The organism is Phytohabitans sp. LZ39 (genome assembly GCF_059359075.1).
In genome coordinates this window covers 1-15059 of the sequence record NZ_JCADBM010000009.1, presented here as the reverse complement: position 1 = coordinate 15059, position 15059 = coordinate 1, and the positions used below count along the sequence as shown (strand labels likewise).

14 protein-coding genes are annotated in these 15059 nt (G+C 72.2%); 5 read left to right on the top strand and 9 right to left on the bottom strand.

All coding sequences use genetic code 11. From position 1 onward, the window contains the following. Window positions 1-109: 109 nt before the first annotated feature. Genes AC5L36_RS18635 through AC5L36_RS18620 form a run of 4 tightly spaced genes read right to left on the bottom strand, consistent with a single transcriptional unit; the run spans window position 110 to window position 4922 of the window. Window positions 110-1075 (bottom strand): SDR family NAD(P)-dependent oxidoreductase, encoded by a 966-nt coding sequence (locus AC5L36_RS18635; RefSeq protein ID WP_441217762.1) that lies wholly within the window; start codon window positions 1073-1075, stop codon window positions 110-112. A gap of 40 nt (window positions 1076-1115) precedes the next feature. Next, complete coding sequence (locus AC5L36_RS18630; protein ID WP_441217760.1) at window positions 1116-2069, bottom strand: TAXI family TRAP transporter solute-binding subunit; 954 nt, start codon at window positions 2067-2069, stop codon at window positions 1116-1118. After that, window positions 2066-2485, bottom strand: a complete 420-nt coding sequence (locus tag AC5L36_RS18625) for a roadblock/LC7 domain-containing protein (RefSeq protein WP_441217758.1) — start codon at window positions 2483-2485, stop codon at window positions 2066-2068. Before AC5L36_RS18625 ends, AC5L36_RS18630 begins: the two co-directional genes overlap by 4 nt. Next, the gene (locus AC5L36_RS18620) at window positions 2439-4922 is read right to left on the bottom strand and encodes a sensor histidine kinase (protein ID WP_441217756.1); all 2484 of its coding nucleotides are present in this window, start codon (window positions 4920-4922) and stop codon (window positions 2439-2441) included. The genes AC5L36_RS18625 and AC5L36_RS18620 overlap by 47 nt, the downstream gene beginning before the upstream one ends. A gap of 289 nt (window positions 4923-5211) precedes the next feature. Between AC5L36_RS18620 and AC5L36_RS18615 the strand changes: the two genes are divergently transcribed. Further along, window positions 5212-5814, top strand: a complete 603-nt coding sequence (locus AC5L36_RS18615) for a TetR/AcrR family transcriptional regulator (protein ID WP_441217754.1) — start codon at window positions 5212-5214, stop codon at window positions 5812-5814. Between the two features lie 37 nt (window positions 5815-5851). On the opposite strand, the gene tuf is transcribed toward AC5L36_RS18615, so the two are convergent. Both tuf and AC5L36_RS18605 read right to left on the bottom strand, forming a co-directional pair. Further along, window positions 5852-7039: an elongation factor Tu gene (tuf, locus tag AC5L36_RS18610; RefSeq protein ID WP_441217752.1), complete on the bottom strand. Its 1188-nt coding sequence runs from the start codon at window positions 7037-7039 to the stop codon at window positions 5852-5854. Window positions 7040-7362: 323 nt separating this feature from the next. Further along, the gene (locus tag AC5L36_RS18605) at window positions 7363-8991 is read right to left on the bottom strand and encodes a glycosyl hydrolase family 18 protein (protein WP_441217750.1); all 1629 of its coding nucleotides are present in this window, start codon (window positions 8989-8991) and stop codon (window positions 7363-7365) included. 185 nt (window positions 8992-9176) lie between these two features. Between AC5L36_RS18605 and AC5L36_RS18600 the strand changes: the two genes are divergently transcribed. From AC5L36_RS18600 to AC5L36_RS18590, 3 genes are all read left to right on the top strand, one after another. Continuing rightward, window positions 9177-10928 carry a hypothetical protein gene (locus AC5L36_RS18600; RefSeq protein ID WP_441217748.1) on the top strand — a complete coding sequence of 584 codons (1752 nt, stop codon included), beginning with the start codon at window positions 9177-9179 and terminating at the stop codon, window positions 10926-10928. 166 nt (window positions 10929-11094) lie between these two features. Then, window positions 11095-11979: a DUF4397 domain-containing protein gene (locus tag AC5L36_RS18595; RefSeq protein WP_441217747.1), complete on the top strand. Its 885-nt coding sequence runs from the start codon at window positions 11095-11097 to the stop codon at window positions 11977-11979. Further along, a complete protein-coding gene (locus AC5L36_RS18590; RefSeq protein ID WP_441217745.1) occupies window positions 11979-12614 on the top strand; it encodes a class F sortase in 636 nt (211 codons plus the stop codon). The genes AC5L36_RS18595 and AC5L36_RS18590 overlap by 1 nt, the downstream gene beginning before the upstream one ends. Here the strand turns inward: AC5L36_RS18590 and AC5L36_RS18585 are convergent. After that, complete coding sequence (locus tag AC5L36_RS18585; protein WP_441217743.1) at window positions 12611-12967, bottom strand: DUF2203 domain-containing protein; 357 nt, start codon at window positions 12965-12967, stop codon at window positions 12611-12613. The two genes, AC5L36_RS18590 and AC5L36_RS18585, sit on opposite strands and share 4 nt — an antisense overlap. 32 nt (window positions 12968-12999) lie before the next feature. Here AC5L36_RS18585 and AC5L36_RS18580 point away from each other — a divergent pair, with 32 nt between their 5' ends. Then, complete coding sequence (locus tag AC5L36_RS18580; protein WP_441217742.1) at window positions 13000-13461, top strand: hypothetical protein; 462 nt, start codon at window positions 13000-13002, stop codon at window positions 13459-13461. A gap of 110 nt (window positions 13462-13571) precedes the next feature. Here the strand turns inward: AC5L36_RS18580 and AC5L36_RS18575 are convergent, their stop codons facing one another. After that, window positions 13572-13937, bottom strand: coding sequence for a hypothetical protein (locus AC5L36_RS18575; protein WP_441217740.1), 366 nt, complete (start codon window positions 13935-13937; stop codon window positions 13572-13574). A gap of 133 nt (window positions 13938-14070) precedes the next feature. Further along, window positions 14071-14889 carry a pyrroline-5-carboxylate reductase gene (gene proC / locus AC5L36_RS18570; RefSeq protein ID WP_441217738.1) on the bottom strand — a complete coding sequence of 273 codons (819 nt, stop codon included), beginning with the start codon at window positions 14887-14889 and terminating at the stop codon, window positions 14071-14073. Window positions 14890-15059 lie beyond the last annotated feature (170 nt).

Genomic DNA, 15059 nt, shown 5'->3' with positions numbered 1-15059 from the left:
CGCCGGCGTGTCACACAGGTTCCGGGCTAACGATCATGACGCCGCCCACATGCTGAACCACACCCTAAACAGTGGGAGAGTGGCCGGCGGTCCGCCGAGGGTGACCGGCCTAACTGGACAGTGAGACGCCCGTGAGGTCGGCTGAGTAGGCCCAGAGGCGTGCGGCCTGCTCGGGGTCGACGGCGTAGGGGCGCACGCCGGCGCCCGGGGCGCCTTCTGGCACCAGGTCGGCGATGTCGCAGTCTTCGCAGTAGACGCCGCCCATGCCGGCCAGGCGTGGCGAGGTGGCGGCCCACACCTGGGTGGCGGCGCCCTGCTCCGGGGTCTTGAACGACGGGTCGAGCGCGTTGCCCTGCTCGTCGATCCAGCCGGCGGCGACCATCTCCGACCGTGGCAGGTGGCGCTGTAGCGGGGTGAGGATGCTGCCGGGGTGCACCGCGAACGCGCGCACTCCGGCGTCCTGGCCGAGCGTGTCCAGGTGTACAGCGAAGAGGACGTTGGCGGTCTTGGCCTGGCCGTAGGCGGTCCACTTGTCGTAGCCGGACGTGAAGTGGATGTCGTCCCAGCGGATCGGTGAGCGGCGGTGCCCGCCGGACGAGACGGATACCACGCGGGCGCCGCCGTCTCGGGCGATCGCGGGCCACAGGCGGTTGACGAGCGCGAAGTGTCCGATGTGGTTGGTCGCGAACTGCGCCTCCCAGCCGGGCCCCACACGGGTTTCGGGGCAGGCCATGATGGCCGCGTTGTCGATGACGAAATGGACGGTGCGCGCGGAGGCTAGGAAGCGCTCGGCGAAGGCGCGGACGCTCTCCAGGTCGCCGAGGTCGAGCTCGTCGACCTCGACGCCGGCGATGCCGGACAGCGCCTCCGTGGCCACGGCCGGGCGGCGGGCGGGCACGACCACGTGCGCGCCGGCGCCGGCGAGCGCGCGGGTGGTCTCCAGGCCCAGGCCGGAGTAGCCGCCGGTGACGATCGCGAGCTTGCCGGACAGGTCGATGCCGCGCAGTACCTCGGTGGCGGTGCTCCGGTATCCGAAACCGGAGCCGATCTTGTGTTGTGCGGTCCTCGTCGTCATGCTCCGGACGCTACGACTTCGAGGACGCTCGAACGCAAGCTCAGCCCTTGTCGTAGAAGCGCTGGGCGCCGGGATGCAGCGGCACCACACCGGTGCGCGCCGCCGCCTGCCGGTCGGCCGAGCCCCACTCGGGGTGGCCGTCGACCAGCTCCTGGCGGTACGTGAAGATCAGCGCGGTCAGGTCGTGGGCGAGCTGCTCGGGCATGTCCGCCTCGACCACGACGAGGTTGCCGACCGTGACGGTGGGGATGTCGCCGGGCAGCCCGTACGCGGAGGCGGGGATCTTGCCGGTGCCGTAGGTCTCCGGGTAGAGCCGGTCGAGCTCGGGCACCAGGCCGTCGAGCGGCAGGAAGCGCATCTTCGCCTTCGCGCCCATCAGCTCCGTGATGCCGACGGTGGGCAGGCCGCCGGACCAGAACGTGGCGTCGAGCGTGCCGCCGGCCAGCCCTCGTGTGGTGGCCGAGAGGGAAAGGCTGGAGCGCCTGATGTCGCGGTCGGGGTCGAGGCCGGCGGCCCGGATCAGCCGCAAGGCGAGAAACTCGGTGCCGGAGTTGACCGTGCCGGTGGAGACCCGCTTGCCGCGCAGGTCGGCGGGTGACCTGATGCCCGCGTCGGCGCGCACGACAAGGTGGGTGTAGCCGTGGTAGGCCACCGCGAGCGCGCGCAGCGGCCGCGGGCCGTCGGCGAACGTGCCCCGGCCGCGTACCGCGTCGGCGGCCACGTCGGCGAAGGTCAGCGCGATGTCGACGTCGCCGCGTGCCATGCGGAGCAGGTTGTCGGCGGAGCCGGCGGTGGGCGCGACGATCGCCTCGTAGCCGGCGAGGTGGGTGGTGATCACGTCCGCGTAGGCGCCACCGAGCTGGTAGAAGACGCCGGTCGCGTTGCCGGTGCCGAGCACGAGATGGCGGTCGCGCAGGCCGGTGGGCGGGTCGGGCGCGCAGCCGGCGGCGAGCGCCACCGCGGCCGGCAGGGCGAGCAGGCGCCGCCGCTTCACGACGGGCGGGCGCCGGGGTCGAGCGCGGTGGCCACGCGCCGGGCCAGCACGGCCGTCTCGTAGCCCACCTGGCCGAGGTCGGCGCCGGACTCGGCGAGCACGGCCAGGTATGCCCGGTCGGCCACCGACATGATGAGCAGCACGCCGCCGTCCATGTCGAGCACCGACTGGCGGATCTGCCCGGTCTGCATGCACTTCGCCGCGCCGGCCGACAGGCTGGCCAGGCCGCTGGTGATCGCGGCGAGCTGGTCGGCCTGGTTGGCCTCCAACCGCTCGGAGGCGGCCAGCGCGAGGCCGTCGACGGAGACCGCCAGCGCGTACACGACGGACGGCACCTTGCGCGCGAACGACGTCAGCAGCCAGCCCAGGTCACCGTAGTCGACGGGGGCCGGCAGGGAGTCCGTAGCGTGGTTCATGGGTGTCCTCCCGGGTCGGCGGCGCGCTGGCTGGCAGTGCGGGTGGTGGTATCGCGGTGCGGCGGCCCGCGGCGATGCCACTGGCCAAACTGGACAGTCGCGCGCGCACCTCGTCTGGATCGGGCGTGCCGCCGGCGCTCGGGCGCCCGGCGACCGGACCGGAGGGCAGCGCGGTGGCGGGTGCCCGCTGCGGCAAGCCGGATGCGGGTGACCGCTGCGGCAAGCCGGATGCGGGTGACCGCTTTGGCAGGCCGGACGCGGTCAGCCCGTCGACGAACGCGGGCACCATCGCGTGCGGCGCCGGCTGCTCCTGGTGGTGCACGACGGTACGCGGCGGCGCGGCCGACGGGGTGGGCCCGGGCGGCGGCCCCAGCAACTGTCCACGGTAGAACCGGGCCGGCGGCGGGAGCGGCGCGAGGACGCGCTCCGGCAGCGTGACGGTGGCCGCGGTGCCGCCGCCCGCCACGCTCGTGAGCCGCACCTCGATGCCGTGCCGCGCGGCCAGCCGCCCCACCACGAGCAGGCCCATCGTGCCCACCAGCGTGCTGGTGAGCGCGGACGGGCGGGCGATGCGGTCGTTGGCCTCGGTGAGCCGGTCGGCGGTGAGCCCGATGCCCTCGTCGAAGATGGTCAGCGCCACGTGGTCGACAGCCTGGCGGGCGGCCACCCGGACGGTCGTGGTCGGCGGCGAGAAGCTGGCGGCGTTTTCCAGCAGCTCGGCCAGCAGGTGTACGACGTCGCCGACGACGTGCGCGGCGACCGCCACCAGCGGGGTGGCCACGGCGTCGACCCGGCCCGGCTCCTCGATCTCCGCCGCGGCGAGCTGGATCACGTCGCGCACCGCCACCGGCTCGGTGAACCGCCGCCCCGGGTCGCCGTCGGCGAGCACGAGCAGGTTTTCCTCGTTGCGCCGCATCCGGGCGGCCAGGTGGTCGAGGGCGAAGAGCCGGGCCCGGCCGGCCTGGTCGGCCTCGTGCCGGGCGAACTCGCCGATCATGTGCAGCTGCCGCTGCACCAGCGTCTGCCCGCGCCGGGACAGCGCGGTGAGGGTCGCCGTGGTCTCCATCCGCTGGAGCGCCTGCTCGGCCGCGAGCCGCAGCGCCTGCCGGTGCACCGTCGCGAACGCGGTGGCCAGCTCGCCGATCTCGTCGGCACCGGGCGGCAGCATGGCGTCGACGCGGGTGCCGGAATCCCGCAGCGTGCCGCGCACGGTGGGCTCGTCGGGCGCGGCGGAGACCTGGGCGACGGCGTCGGGCAGCTCCGTGTGCGCGACGGTGAGCGCGGTGGCCCGCATCCGGCGCAGCCGCCGGCTCGTGCGCACGGCCTGGATCACCGCGCCGGCCAGCGCCAGCCCCACGAGCAGGCCGGTGAGCGCGGCGGTCATCAGCGTGCGGGTGTGCGCGGCGACCTGGATGTCGTACGCCTCGCGCTCCATCGACGTGGACAGCTCCGACTGCATCAGCCGCAGCCGGCGCAGCAGGCCGCTCTGCGCCGCCCACCAGACGTCGGGGTCGACCTGGAGCGTGGCGGGCGCGCCGCCGGTGTCGAGCACCTTGTCGCGCATGTCGCGGGCGCGGGTCACGTCGTCGCCGGTGACGAGCTCCTCGAAGCGCGCGTGGGTCTGGCCGGGCAGCCGCTCGATCACCTCGAGCTGCTGGTGCTCGGCGCCCTCCCAGGCGGCCAGCCGCACCAGCTCGCCCGGCTGGAGCCGCTCCCGCGTGAAGACCCGGCGGAGCAGGTCGAGCTGCTCGGCGGCGAGGTGTTCGAGCTCGGTGACGAGCACGACCGCGCGGGCGCTCTCCAGCAGCCGCTGCTCGGTCAGCTGGCTGGGCACCGCGTCGGCGATGCCGATCATCGCGTGGGTCACCGCGTTGTAGGCGTCGAACACCTCGGGTGAACCGTCCGGCGCGCTCACCGCGATCGCCCGCACGCTGGTCAGGACGTCGACCACGGCGTCGGCCGCGTCGAGCTTGCCGGCCAGCGCGGGCGAGACCTCGCGGGCGTCGCGGGCCGCCGCCGTGTATCGCGCGCGGGCCGCGTCGGTGCGGGCGCGCTGCGCCTCCAGGAGCTGCTTGCCGGCCTCGCCGCCACGCAGCCGCAGCGCGATGGTCTCGGCGTACTCGAGCTCGGCCTGGTGGGCGACCGCGATGCCGGCGTTCGCCGTGCGGGCCAGGATCCGCGCGTCGCCCGCGCGGCCGGACTCGGTGAGCGCGTCGCGGGTCTGCAACACGCCGAGCGTGACCAGACCGACCGTCGCCACGACGACGGGCAGCAGGATGCGCACGCCGATCGAGCGCAGCGGCCCGGGCCCGCCGGCATCGGCGCGAGGGTGGTGGGTGGCGGGCACGCCGGCGTCGGCGCCAGCCGGCCCCGGCCCGCCGTGGTGGGCGGGCACGCCGGCGTCGGCGCCAGCCGGCCTCCGCCCAAAGCCGCCCATAGCCGTCCACTCCGTCTCCGGCCAAACAAGTCACCCCCCGCGGGCGACCACGCCTACGATCGGCCCATTCGGGCCTTAGCGACATCCTCTGCACAGCTACCTCGGGCGAACCGATAGTGCCAGGGCGTAACGACCACCACCGATCTTGATCTGCGCGGCTCGGATGATCGGCGGGTGTCTCATCCCCCGACCGGTGCGCACGGCGATCGCGAATTCGATTTCATTCCGGAATGACACCGAGTAATAGCTGCGGAAATTGGGCAGGCATTCATGAGTTACTGTGTGCGCTGTGACGAGACGTTCCGCAGAAGTCCGCCTTGATTCACTACTCAGCACCGCCTGCGACGTGATCGTGGAGCGCGGCCTGGCAAACACCCGCACCTCCGACGTGGCGGCAGCGGCAGGCGTCAGCCAAGCGTTGGTCTTCTACCATTTCGCCACGAAAGAAAATCTACTCGCTCAAGCTTTCGCGTACGCGGCGGAGCAGGACCTGGCTCGCCTCCACTCCGTCGTCCACTCCACCGCGACGCCACTGGAAAAGCTCAAAAAGATCCTCCGGCTGTACGCGCCGCAGGGCCGTTCCAAGTCGTGGGCGATGTGGATCGACGGCTGGTCGGAGTCGCTGCGCACACCGGAGCTGGAAAAGGTTTCCCGCCGGCTGGATCTGCGGTGGAAAGAGGCACTCACCGAAGTGATCACCGCGGGCGTCGACGAAGGGGCGTTCAAGTGTGACGACCCGGCCGGCGCCGCCTGGCGGATCCTGGCGATCATCGACGGCCTCGCGGTACAGGTGACCGTGCACGACCGGGTGATGAGCCGCCGCCAGCTCAGCGAGTGGATCCGGCTGTCCGCCGCCCGCGAGATCGCCATCGAGCCGGCCCAGCTCATATAGGCGGGAGCGCGGCCCGTGCGGGGCCGCGCTCCCCTGTTCAGTCGAGCAGTTCCGTCACCGAGCCCGCCGCGACGGTCCGGCCGCCCTCGCGCACCGCGAAGCCGAGCCCGACCTCCATCGCGACCGGCGAGCCGAGCCGCACCGTCAGGTCGACGGTGTCGCCGGGCATGACCATCGTGATCTCGCCCAGGTCGACCGAGCCCGGCACGTCCGTGGTCCGGAAGTAGAACTGCGGCCGGTAGTTGCCGAAGAACGGCGTGTGCCGGCCACCCTCGGCGGTGGTCATCGCGTACAGCCGCGCCCGGAACCGCGTATGCGTGCGGATCGACCCGGGCGCCGCGACCACCTGGCCGCGCCGCACCTGGTCGCGCTTCACACCACGCAGCAGTACGGCCGCGTTGTCGCCCGCCTCGGCCCGGTCCAGCGACTTGCCGAACGTCTCCAGCCCGGTGGCCACAGTGGACGTCGTCGGTACGAAGCCGACCACCTCCACCGTCTCGCCGAGGCGCAGCGCGCCGCGCTCCACCGCGCCGGTGACGACCGTGCCGCGGCCGGAGATGGTGAGCACGTTCTCGATGGGCATCAGGAACGGCTCGTCCAGCACGCGGGGCGGCACCGGGACGTACCGGTCGACCGCGTCGAGCAGGTCCACGATGGACCGCGTCCAGCGCGGGTCACCCTCCAGCGCGCGGAGGGCGGAGACCCGCACCACCGGCACCTCGTCGCCGGGAAACCCGTACTCGGACAGCAGCTCGCGCACCTCGAGCTCGACGAGGTCGAGCAGCTCCTCGTCCTCGACCGCGTCGGCCTTGTTCATCGCCACCACCAGGTACGGCACGCCGACCCGCCGGGCGAGCAGCACGTGCTCGCGGGTCTGCGGCATCGCGCCGTCCTGCGCCGAGACGACGAGGATGGCCGCGTCGACCTGCACCGCACCCGTGATCATGTTCTTCACGTAGTCGGCGTGGCCGGGCATGTCCACGTGGGCGTAGTGCCGCGTGGCCGTCTCGTACTCGACGTGCGCGATGTTGATGGTGATGCCGCGCGCGACCTCCTCCGGCGCCCGGTCGATGCCGTCGAACGACACGAACTGGTTGACGGACGGGTCCCGCTGGGCGAGGACCTTGGTGATGGCGGCCGTCAGCGTGGTCTTGCCGTGGTCGACGTGCCCCATCGTGCCGATGTTGAGGTGCGGTTTGGTCCGCACGAACTGGCTCTTGGCCATGGTGGATCAACCCCTTGTTTCTGGGAAGAGAGTGATGGCGGGGCACCCTCCTCCCGGCGTCCGCGCGCGCCTACCGGCCGTCCGCAATGGACGGTCTACCCGCGCGGGAACGGGAGGAGGGTCAGGTATCCAGACGGACCGGCGACGCACACGCGGCGGCCGCGACCGGCAGGCCAGTGCCTGCGGGCCGCGCGAAGCCAGCCGGGGCGAACATGCGGATCACGGTAGCTGTCAACACCACCGCGCCCAACCGTATTTCCATGGCGAAGCGGGGAGCCAGTAACCTGACTCCCCGCCTCTGGTGTGGGACTTGCGTATAGGTCCTATCCGAGGCCGCTGCGCATGGCGGTGATCAGCTCACCGTTGGCGGTGTCGCCGTTGAGCTCCCAGAAGAAGGCGCCGCCGAGACCCTGGTTGCGGGCGTACGTCATCTTGCCGCCGATCGTGGCCGGGGTGTCGTAGCTCCACCACTGGTTGCCGCAGAAGGCGTACGCCGTGCCGGCGACGGTGCCGGTGGCCGGGCAGCGCGTCTTGAGCACCTTGTAGTCCTCGTTGCCCGCCTCGTACGTGCCGGGTGCGGCACCGGTCGCCGAGCCGCCGGGCGCGGCCTGCGTGACGCCGGTCCAGCCACGGCCGTAGAAGCCGACGCCGAGGAGCAGCTTGCTGGCCGGTACACCCTTGCTCTTCAGCTTCTGTATCGCCGCGTCGGCGTAGAAGCCCTGGGTCGGTATCCCGGTGTACGACGTCAGCGGCGAGTGTGGCGCGGTCGGGCCCTGTGCGGCCCAGGTGCCGAAGTAGTCGTACGTCATCGGCATGAGCCAGTCGACGCTGCCCGAGGCACCCGCGTAGTCGGCCGCGTCGATCTTGCCGCCGCTGCTGCCGTCGGCCGTGATCGCCGCGGTCACCAGCGCGCTGGAGCCGAAGCGGGTGCGCAGCGCGCCCATCAGGTTCTTGAAGGAGTTGGGCCCGCTGGTGTCGCAGGTGAGGCCGCAGGCGTTCGGGTACTCCCAGTCGATGTCGATGCCGTCGAAGACGTCCGACCAGCGCGGGTCCTCGACAAGGTTGTAGCAGGAGTTGGCGAACGCGGTCGGGTTCTGCGCCGCGTGGCCGAAGCCGCCGGACCAGGTCCAGCCGCCGAACGACCAGATCACCTTGATGTGCGGGTACATCCGCTTGAGCTTGCGCAGCTGGTTGAAGCTGCCGCGCAGCGCGCCGGCGTCCCAGGTGTCCGCGACGCCGTCGACGCTGTTCGCCGTCGTGTACGCCATGTCGTAGTCGGCGTAGGAGTCACCGATCACGCACTGGCCGTTGGTGACGTTGCCGAACGCGTAGAGGATGTGCGTCAGCTTCGACGCCGAGCCGCTCGTGTGGATGTTCTTCACGAAGTACTGCCGCTGGTAGACACCCCACTGCGCGAAGTAGCCGACGAGCTTGCGCCCGGCGGGCGGGGGCGGCCCGGTGGTCGGCGGCTGCGTGGTGGGCGGGGCGGTCGTGGGAGGCGCGGTGGTCGGGGGGTTGCTCGTCGGCGGGGCGACGGTGGTGGGGGTGGTGCCGCCGCCGCAGGGCGCGCCGTTGATCGTGCAGTTGGTCGGCGCGCGGAACGCGCCGGTGCCGATGTATCCCCACGTCTGCGAGCCGCCGGGCGGGATGGCGCCGGCCCAGCTCTTCTTCGTGGCGACGTAGTGGTTGTTGGTGCGGGTGACGTCCGCGTCCCAGGAGCTGCTGATCGTGGTGCCGGCGGGAAGGTCGAACTCGACCCGCCAGGTGGCGACGGATGCGTCCGAGCCGTTCGCGACCGTGACCCGGACCTCGTGGCCGCTCCCCCAGTCGGAGGTGGCCGTGAACTGTGTAGTGACGCTCCCCGCGCCGAAGGCCGACGCGACGGGGATCGCGGCGACTGCCACAGCGACCACCGTGCTGGCCCACAGCGCACGCCGTAGGGATCTCCTCATCCGACGTCTCCCTAATTGTTAGGAAACTTTCCAGAAGGTTGATGCGACGTTACTCACACGGCTGTGAACTCGTCAAGATGCGAATTTCTCGATCCGTGCGCGGCTCAACCGCTGGGCCCTCGGCTACGTACGTATGGATGAGCGATCGGCCCGGACGAGCGCTCCGGGCGAGGGGAGGACGGCCCATGACGGCCCAGCCAGGCGAACGCACTGTGTCGTGGCTGGACGAGGACGACCCCAACCGGGGCTCCGTGCCATTCATGCCGGTGGAGTCGGTGATCGAGCTGACGCCGTCCGGCGAGGAGTCGCCACCCCCCAAGAAGTCGCGGCGTGAAAAGGCGCCGAAGCCCTCTCGCGGGAAGCTGTGGCGGCGTGACAAGGCGACTCAGGAGAAGCCACCGCGTGAACACCCACCCCGCGACGTGACACCTCGCGCAGGAGACTGGCCGGCGCCGGCCAGCGAAGAATGGCTCACCACACTCCGCGGCCCGGCCCCCCGCGACGCGCGCCCCGCGGAGGAGGAGTGGTCGACCGTCCCGGACGAGGCGCCACGCACCGGTCCGCACCCAAGCTGGGCGGCCGGCCCCGAGGAGACGGTCGACGACGACGGCTGGACGACGACGCCACCCCTCCGGCCGCCGCCCGCGGAGGCTCCGGCCGGGCCCATGACGCGCGAGGACTGGTTCACTCCGCGCGCCGACGACCGCCCCCAGGACCAAGGGTGGGATCCCCCACGCGAGGCCGACCCGGAGCCGGACTACCGGACCGGATGGAACGAGGACCCGGAGCCGGCGGCCCCGCCCGAGCCCACGGCCCGGCCCGACTGGGTGGCCAGCCCCGAGCCGGCGGCCCGCACCGACTGGGCCTCCCCCGAACCGGCACCCCGCTCCGAGCGGGCCGCCTCCCCCAAACCGGCGGCCCGACCCGAGTGGGCCGCCTCGCCCGAACAGGCGGCTCGTCCCGACTGGGCGAGAAGCGCCGAGCCGGCGGCCCGCCCGGACTGGGTCACCTCCCCGGTCCCCGCCTCCGCGCCGGCCGCGGCACCGGAAGGCGGCTGGCCCGAGCCCGCGCCCAGCGACGCCCCCGTCCCGGAAGCCTGGCCGGCACCGCTCGACATCACGCCCGACGACGACCTCCCCGAGCCGCCGGCGAAGCGCCGCCGAGGGCCCAGGTCCACCGGCCCGACCGGTGGGCGGCCACCCGGCCGGCCCGGCCGCCGGCGCAAGCCGCTGATGCTGCTCGCGATCGCCCTCACCGCCGCGGTCGTCGGCGCCGCGGTGGTCGCGGCCGCCAGCGCGTACCGGCTGGTGCTCGACGGCGGCGGCCTCTCGCACACGATCGCGGCGCCGCTCGGCGGCCGTACCCAGGCGGAGCTGGAGCTGGAAAGCGGCGCGGCCATCGTCACCGTGCTCGGCACCGACCTCGGCGACGACCTGTTCCAGGTCACCACGCCGGACAGTGACGACGCCGTGCCGCGCGCGACGATCGACGGCGACCGCACGACGGTACGCGCGACCTCGGACAGCGGCGAGGGCGCCAGCGCTGTCGAGGTGCGGCTCAACTCGCGGGTGACCTGGCGGCTGACGTTTCGGGGCGGCGCGAAGACGCAGACCGTCGACCTGAGCGGCGGGCGGCTGGCGGCGCTGGACATGGAGGGTGGAGCCACCCGGCTGGAGCTGATCCTGCCCAAGCCGACCGCCACCGTGCCGATCCGCCTGCGCGGCGGGCTCGACGAGCTTTTCGTGCACGCGCCCACCGGCGTACCCACGCGGGTGAAGGTCACCAAGGGAGCCACCAATGTCACGCTCGACCGCTTCAACCGGTCGAAGGTCGCGCCCGACACGACATTCACGCCGAACGGTTGGGGGGATGCGAAAGCACGGTACGACGTGGATGCCGCGGAGGGTATCGGGACGGTGAAGCTGGACCGCCGCTGACCTGTTGTCGCTTTCCGCCCCGGGTGACTGGTTCTGTGTGCACGGGTGACAAATTGCTGACAGAAGAGGCTCTTGCCATCTGTTAGATGGTCGCGAATCCTTTCCCACGAGTCGCGCCGACGAGGGGGCTACGCCGGCGCGGAAGTCACCAAAATGGGGAGGGGCCGTGACTTCAGTACTCCGTACACTTCGGCGCACCGCGGCGCTGACCGGCGCGCTGCTTCTCGGCAGTGGAGCGGCTCTGGCCGCCGCCGCGCCGGCGGGGGCGGCGAGCGTCGGTTACGTCCGGCTCGCGCATCTCTCGCCGGACACACCGGAGGTCGACGTATACCTCGACGACCTGTCCGGTCCGGCGGAAACGCAGGTGTTCAAGGGCGTCGGATACGGCGTGATGTCGGCGTACCTGCCGCTGCCGGCCGGGCGCTACGCGGTGTCGATGCGCCAGAAGGGCGCCGCCGCGTCGACGCCGCCGGTGCTCACCACCGACGTGAGCGTGACGACCGGGCAGGCGTACACGGTGGCCGGCGTCGGCCGCTACGCCGACCTCGGCCTGCGGATCCTCAAAGACGACATCAGCGCGCCGGCCGCGGGCAAGTCCAAGGTGCGGGTCGTCCAGGCCTCGGTGCGCGCGCCGGTGCTCGACATCTCCGGCGCCACCGGTGCCGAGATCGGCAAGGGCGTGCAGTTCGCCACCACCACCGACTACCGCGAGGTGCAGCCGGGTGACTGGCAGGTGCGCCTCCAGCCCTCCGGCGGCGACGCGACGGTCGCCAAGTGCACGATGGCCGAGGGTGGCGTCTACTCGCTGATCGTGCTCGACGCGAAGTCCGGCGGCCTCACCACCGAGCTGCGTGAGGACGCCAAGGGCGGCGTCGTGGTGCCGGCCGGCGGTGTGGACACCGGTGCCGGCGGCTCGTCGGGCGGCCCGGTGCCGTACCCGATGATGTTCACGGGCCTGGTGGGCGTGCTGGTGGCCGCCTCCGCGGCGGTCGGCCTCGTCGCCCTGCGGCGGCGCGCCGCCCTCGCCCGCGGAGCGTCCCCCGAGGCGTAGTGCGCGCGTACGTCCTGGTCACCGCGGGCGCGATCGGGCTCGCGGCGGCGATCATCGGCGCGGCTGCCATCCCACACCGGATGGCGGCCGCGCCGTCATGGGAAGAGCCGGTGCCCTCGCCCGCACCGGTCGCGATGACCACCGTGCCGCCCAAGCACCAGCCGCAGGGCCCGCCCACCCGCCTGCGCGTGCCCCGGATCGGCGTCGACACGCCGCTGGTCACGCTCGGCCTGGACAAGGCCGGCAAGCTCGAGGCGCCCAAGGTGTACGACAAGGCGGGCTGGTTTCGCGGCGGGCCGTCGCCGGGCGACGTGGGCCCGGCCGTGCTCGCCGGCCATGTCGACTCCAAGGCCGGCCCGGCGGTCTTTTACCGCCTGCACGAGCTGAAGGTGGGCGACAAGATCGAGGTGCGGCGCGGCAAGGACACCGTGACCTTCACCGTCACCGTGGTGACCAAGCACCCGAAGGACGGGTTTCCCACCGCCGCCGTCTACGGTCCTACACCCGGGCCCGAGCTGCGCCTGGTGACCTGCGGCGGCGTATTCGACCGCCTGCGCAACTCCTACCGCGACAACGTGGTCGTCTTCGCCGTCACCCAGCCAGCCCAGGTGATCCCCAAATCCGCCGCGGGCTAGGCGTTGAGCTTGCGGCGGCCGGCGAAGCCGCACTCCAGACGGTGGTACCAGCCGATGTCGCGGTCGCCCTCCAGCCAGCACCACAGCACCGGCCGGCCGTCGCGTTCGCCGGCGAAGTCCAGCAGGACCGGCGCGTACCCCTTGACCTGGATGTCGTGCTCGCCGAGCTCGTCGAGGATGCCGTAGATGCGCGCTTCGAGTCCCTTGACCTCGGGCAGGCCGCCGTGCGGGCTGCTGCCGCCGTCGGCCAGATCGGCGTGCAGCTCGGCGAGGTCGGCGCGGAGCACGATCAGCTCGTCGACACGCGGTCGGAGGGTGGCGAGCAGGTGGCGGGCCTGGGCCAGAGTGAACACGTCCGACAGTATGGGGCATTCGTTAATCGGTCATGGAGCTGCCCGATTTGTCGGGATACCGACTACACAAGGTGATCGACGACGTCGACCTGGACGGCGTGGTCGTACGTGGCCTACGCGGCAGCTTCCACCGCCGTCCCACCGGGTCGGACGTGCTCACCGTCGGCGTCTACAGCTACGCCGGTGCCGAGCTCATGATGGCCTGGGGCTACGTGGGTGAGCCGCACTGCCGCTTCAACGCGCTGCGCCGGCCCGACGGCTCGTGGGAGCCGCCCCGGCAGGGCTGCCCGCCGGTGTCCAGAGTGCACGACGGCGGGCGGGTCACCGCCCTCACGCTCGGCGAGCACATCCTGCCCACCGAACCGATGACCGGCCCGCCGTCGGGTGGGGCGCGCGCTCCGGATCCGAACGCTGTCCTGCCGGCGGTCGGCGGGCCGGGAGGACTCGGATCTTGGCCGCCGCCGGCCGCGTGCGCGGCCGACAGCGGGTCCTGAGCGGGGCGCTGCCCCTGGTCCCTGTTGAGTTGTGCACTTCTTCAAGTCCTGGGCGCCCGCCCGCTGCGGGGTTGGCGGACGCCCCTCGCGCTCCGGGTTGGAGCGCGGGCCTAGCGGTGTGCGTGCGCCGGCGCGGGGGAAGGCGCGGTCCGGCGCACGTACATCAGGGACGCGGCGGTCAGACCGAGCCCGGTCACGAACGCGACCGCGTGCACGAGCGGATGCACGATGGGCACGAACGCGATGACCGCCACCGGCACTTGGACGACCGCCACGAGGGCCGCCAACAGACCCCTTCGCCGACCGCCCCATAGGTACGCCGTCCAGACCGGCGCGGTCACCACCGCGAGCACGAGCACGTCAAGCATCGCGTGGAGGGCGGGGTTACGCACCTTGTCGTGTGCGAAGGCGGATGCCGGTGAGGACACCCAAAGGGCCGCCGCCACACCACCGATGATCACCGCGAGACGTCGCATGGCCGTACCTCCCTGAGTGTCGCTATCACTACTCCCTGTCATGACACTAGGAGTGCAGAGAGCGGCCGGGAAGGGATGAACGCATGAGTGAATCAGGAGCACACGAGAGTGGCGCGCGTTCCTGCTCGCCGGCTCACTCGCTCTGCTGGGCGAGCTGCCGGGCCCGGTCGCGGGCCGCCTCCAGCGCCGCGAGCAGGGCGGCACGCACGCCGTGGTTTTCCAGCTCGCGGATCGCGGAAATCGTTGTCCCAGCAGGGGAAGTGACCGCCTCGCGGAGCTTGACGGGGTGCTCACCGGAGTCGCGGAGCATCACCGCCGAACCGATCGCCGTCTGCACGATCAGCTCGTGCGCGACCTGGCGCGGCAGCCCGAGCAGGATGCCCGCGTCGATCATGGCTTCGACGAGCAGGTAGAAGTACGCCGGCCCGGAGCCGGACAGCGCGGTGACCGCGTCCTGCTGCGACTCGGGGACACGGAGCGTGGCGCCGAGCGGCTTGAACATCTCCTCCGCCAGCGCCAGGTGCGCGGCCGTGGCGTGCGGGCCCGCCGAGATCGCGGTCATCGCCTCGTCGACCAGCGCGGGCGTGTTTGTCATGACGCGCACGACCGGCGTGCCCTCGGGCAGCCGCCGGCCGAAGAAGCCCGTCGGGAGGCCGGCACAGAGCGAGATCACAAGCTTGTCCGGCGGCACCTTGGCGCCGATCTCCTCCAGCAGCACGCCCGCGTCCTGCGGCTTGACCGCCACGGCCAGCACCTCCGCCTCGGCGACGGCGGTGAGGTTGTCGACCATGCGCACGCCGTATCGCTGGGCGAGCTCCTCGGCCCGCGCGGCGCGGCGCGTGGTCGCCATCAGCTTGTCGGCCGGCCAGCCCGCACGCAGGAGCCCGGAGAGCATCAGCTCACCGATCTTGCCCGCGCCGATCACCGCGACCGTATGAACACCCGGTGCCATGCGGCCATCCTCTCGCACGCCCACCCAAGGCCCGTCTGGCGGGTGCCGCGAGGTGCCGGCAAAGATCAAGATCAAGCTTTGTGCTACCGCGATGATGCTCCTATGGTTGTCAAGCGGCGGGGTCAGGGTCGTTTGTTGTGATGATTTGGTAGAGCTCGCGGGCGATGTAC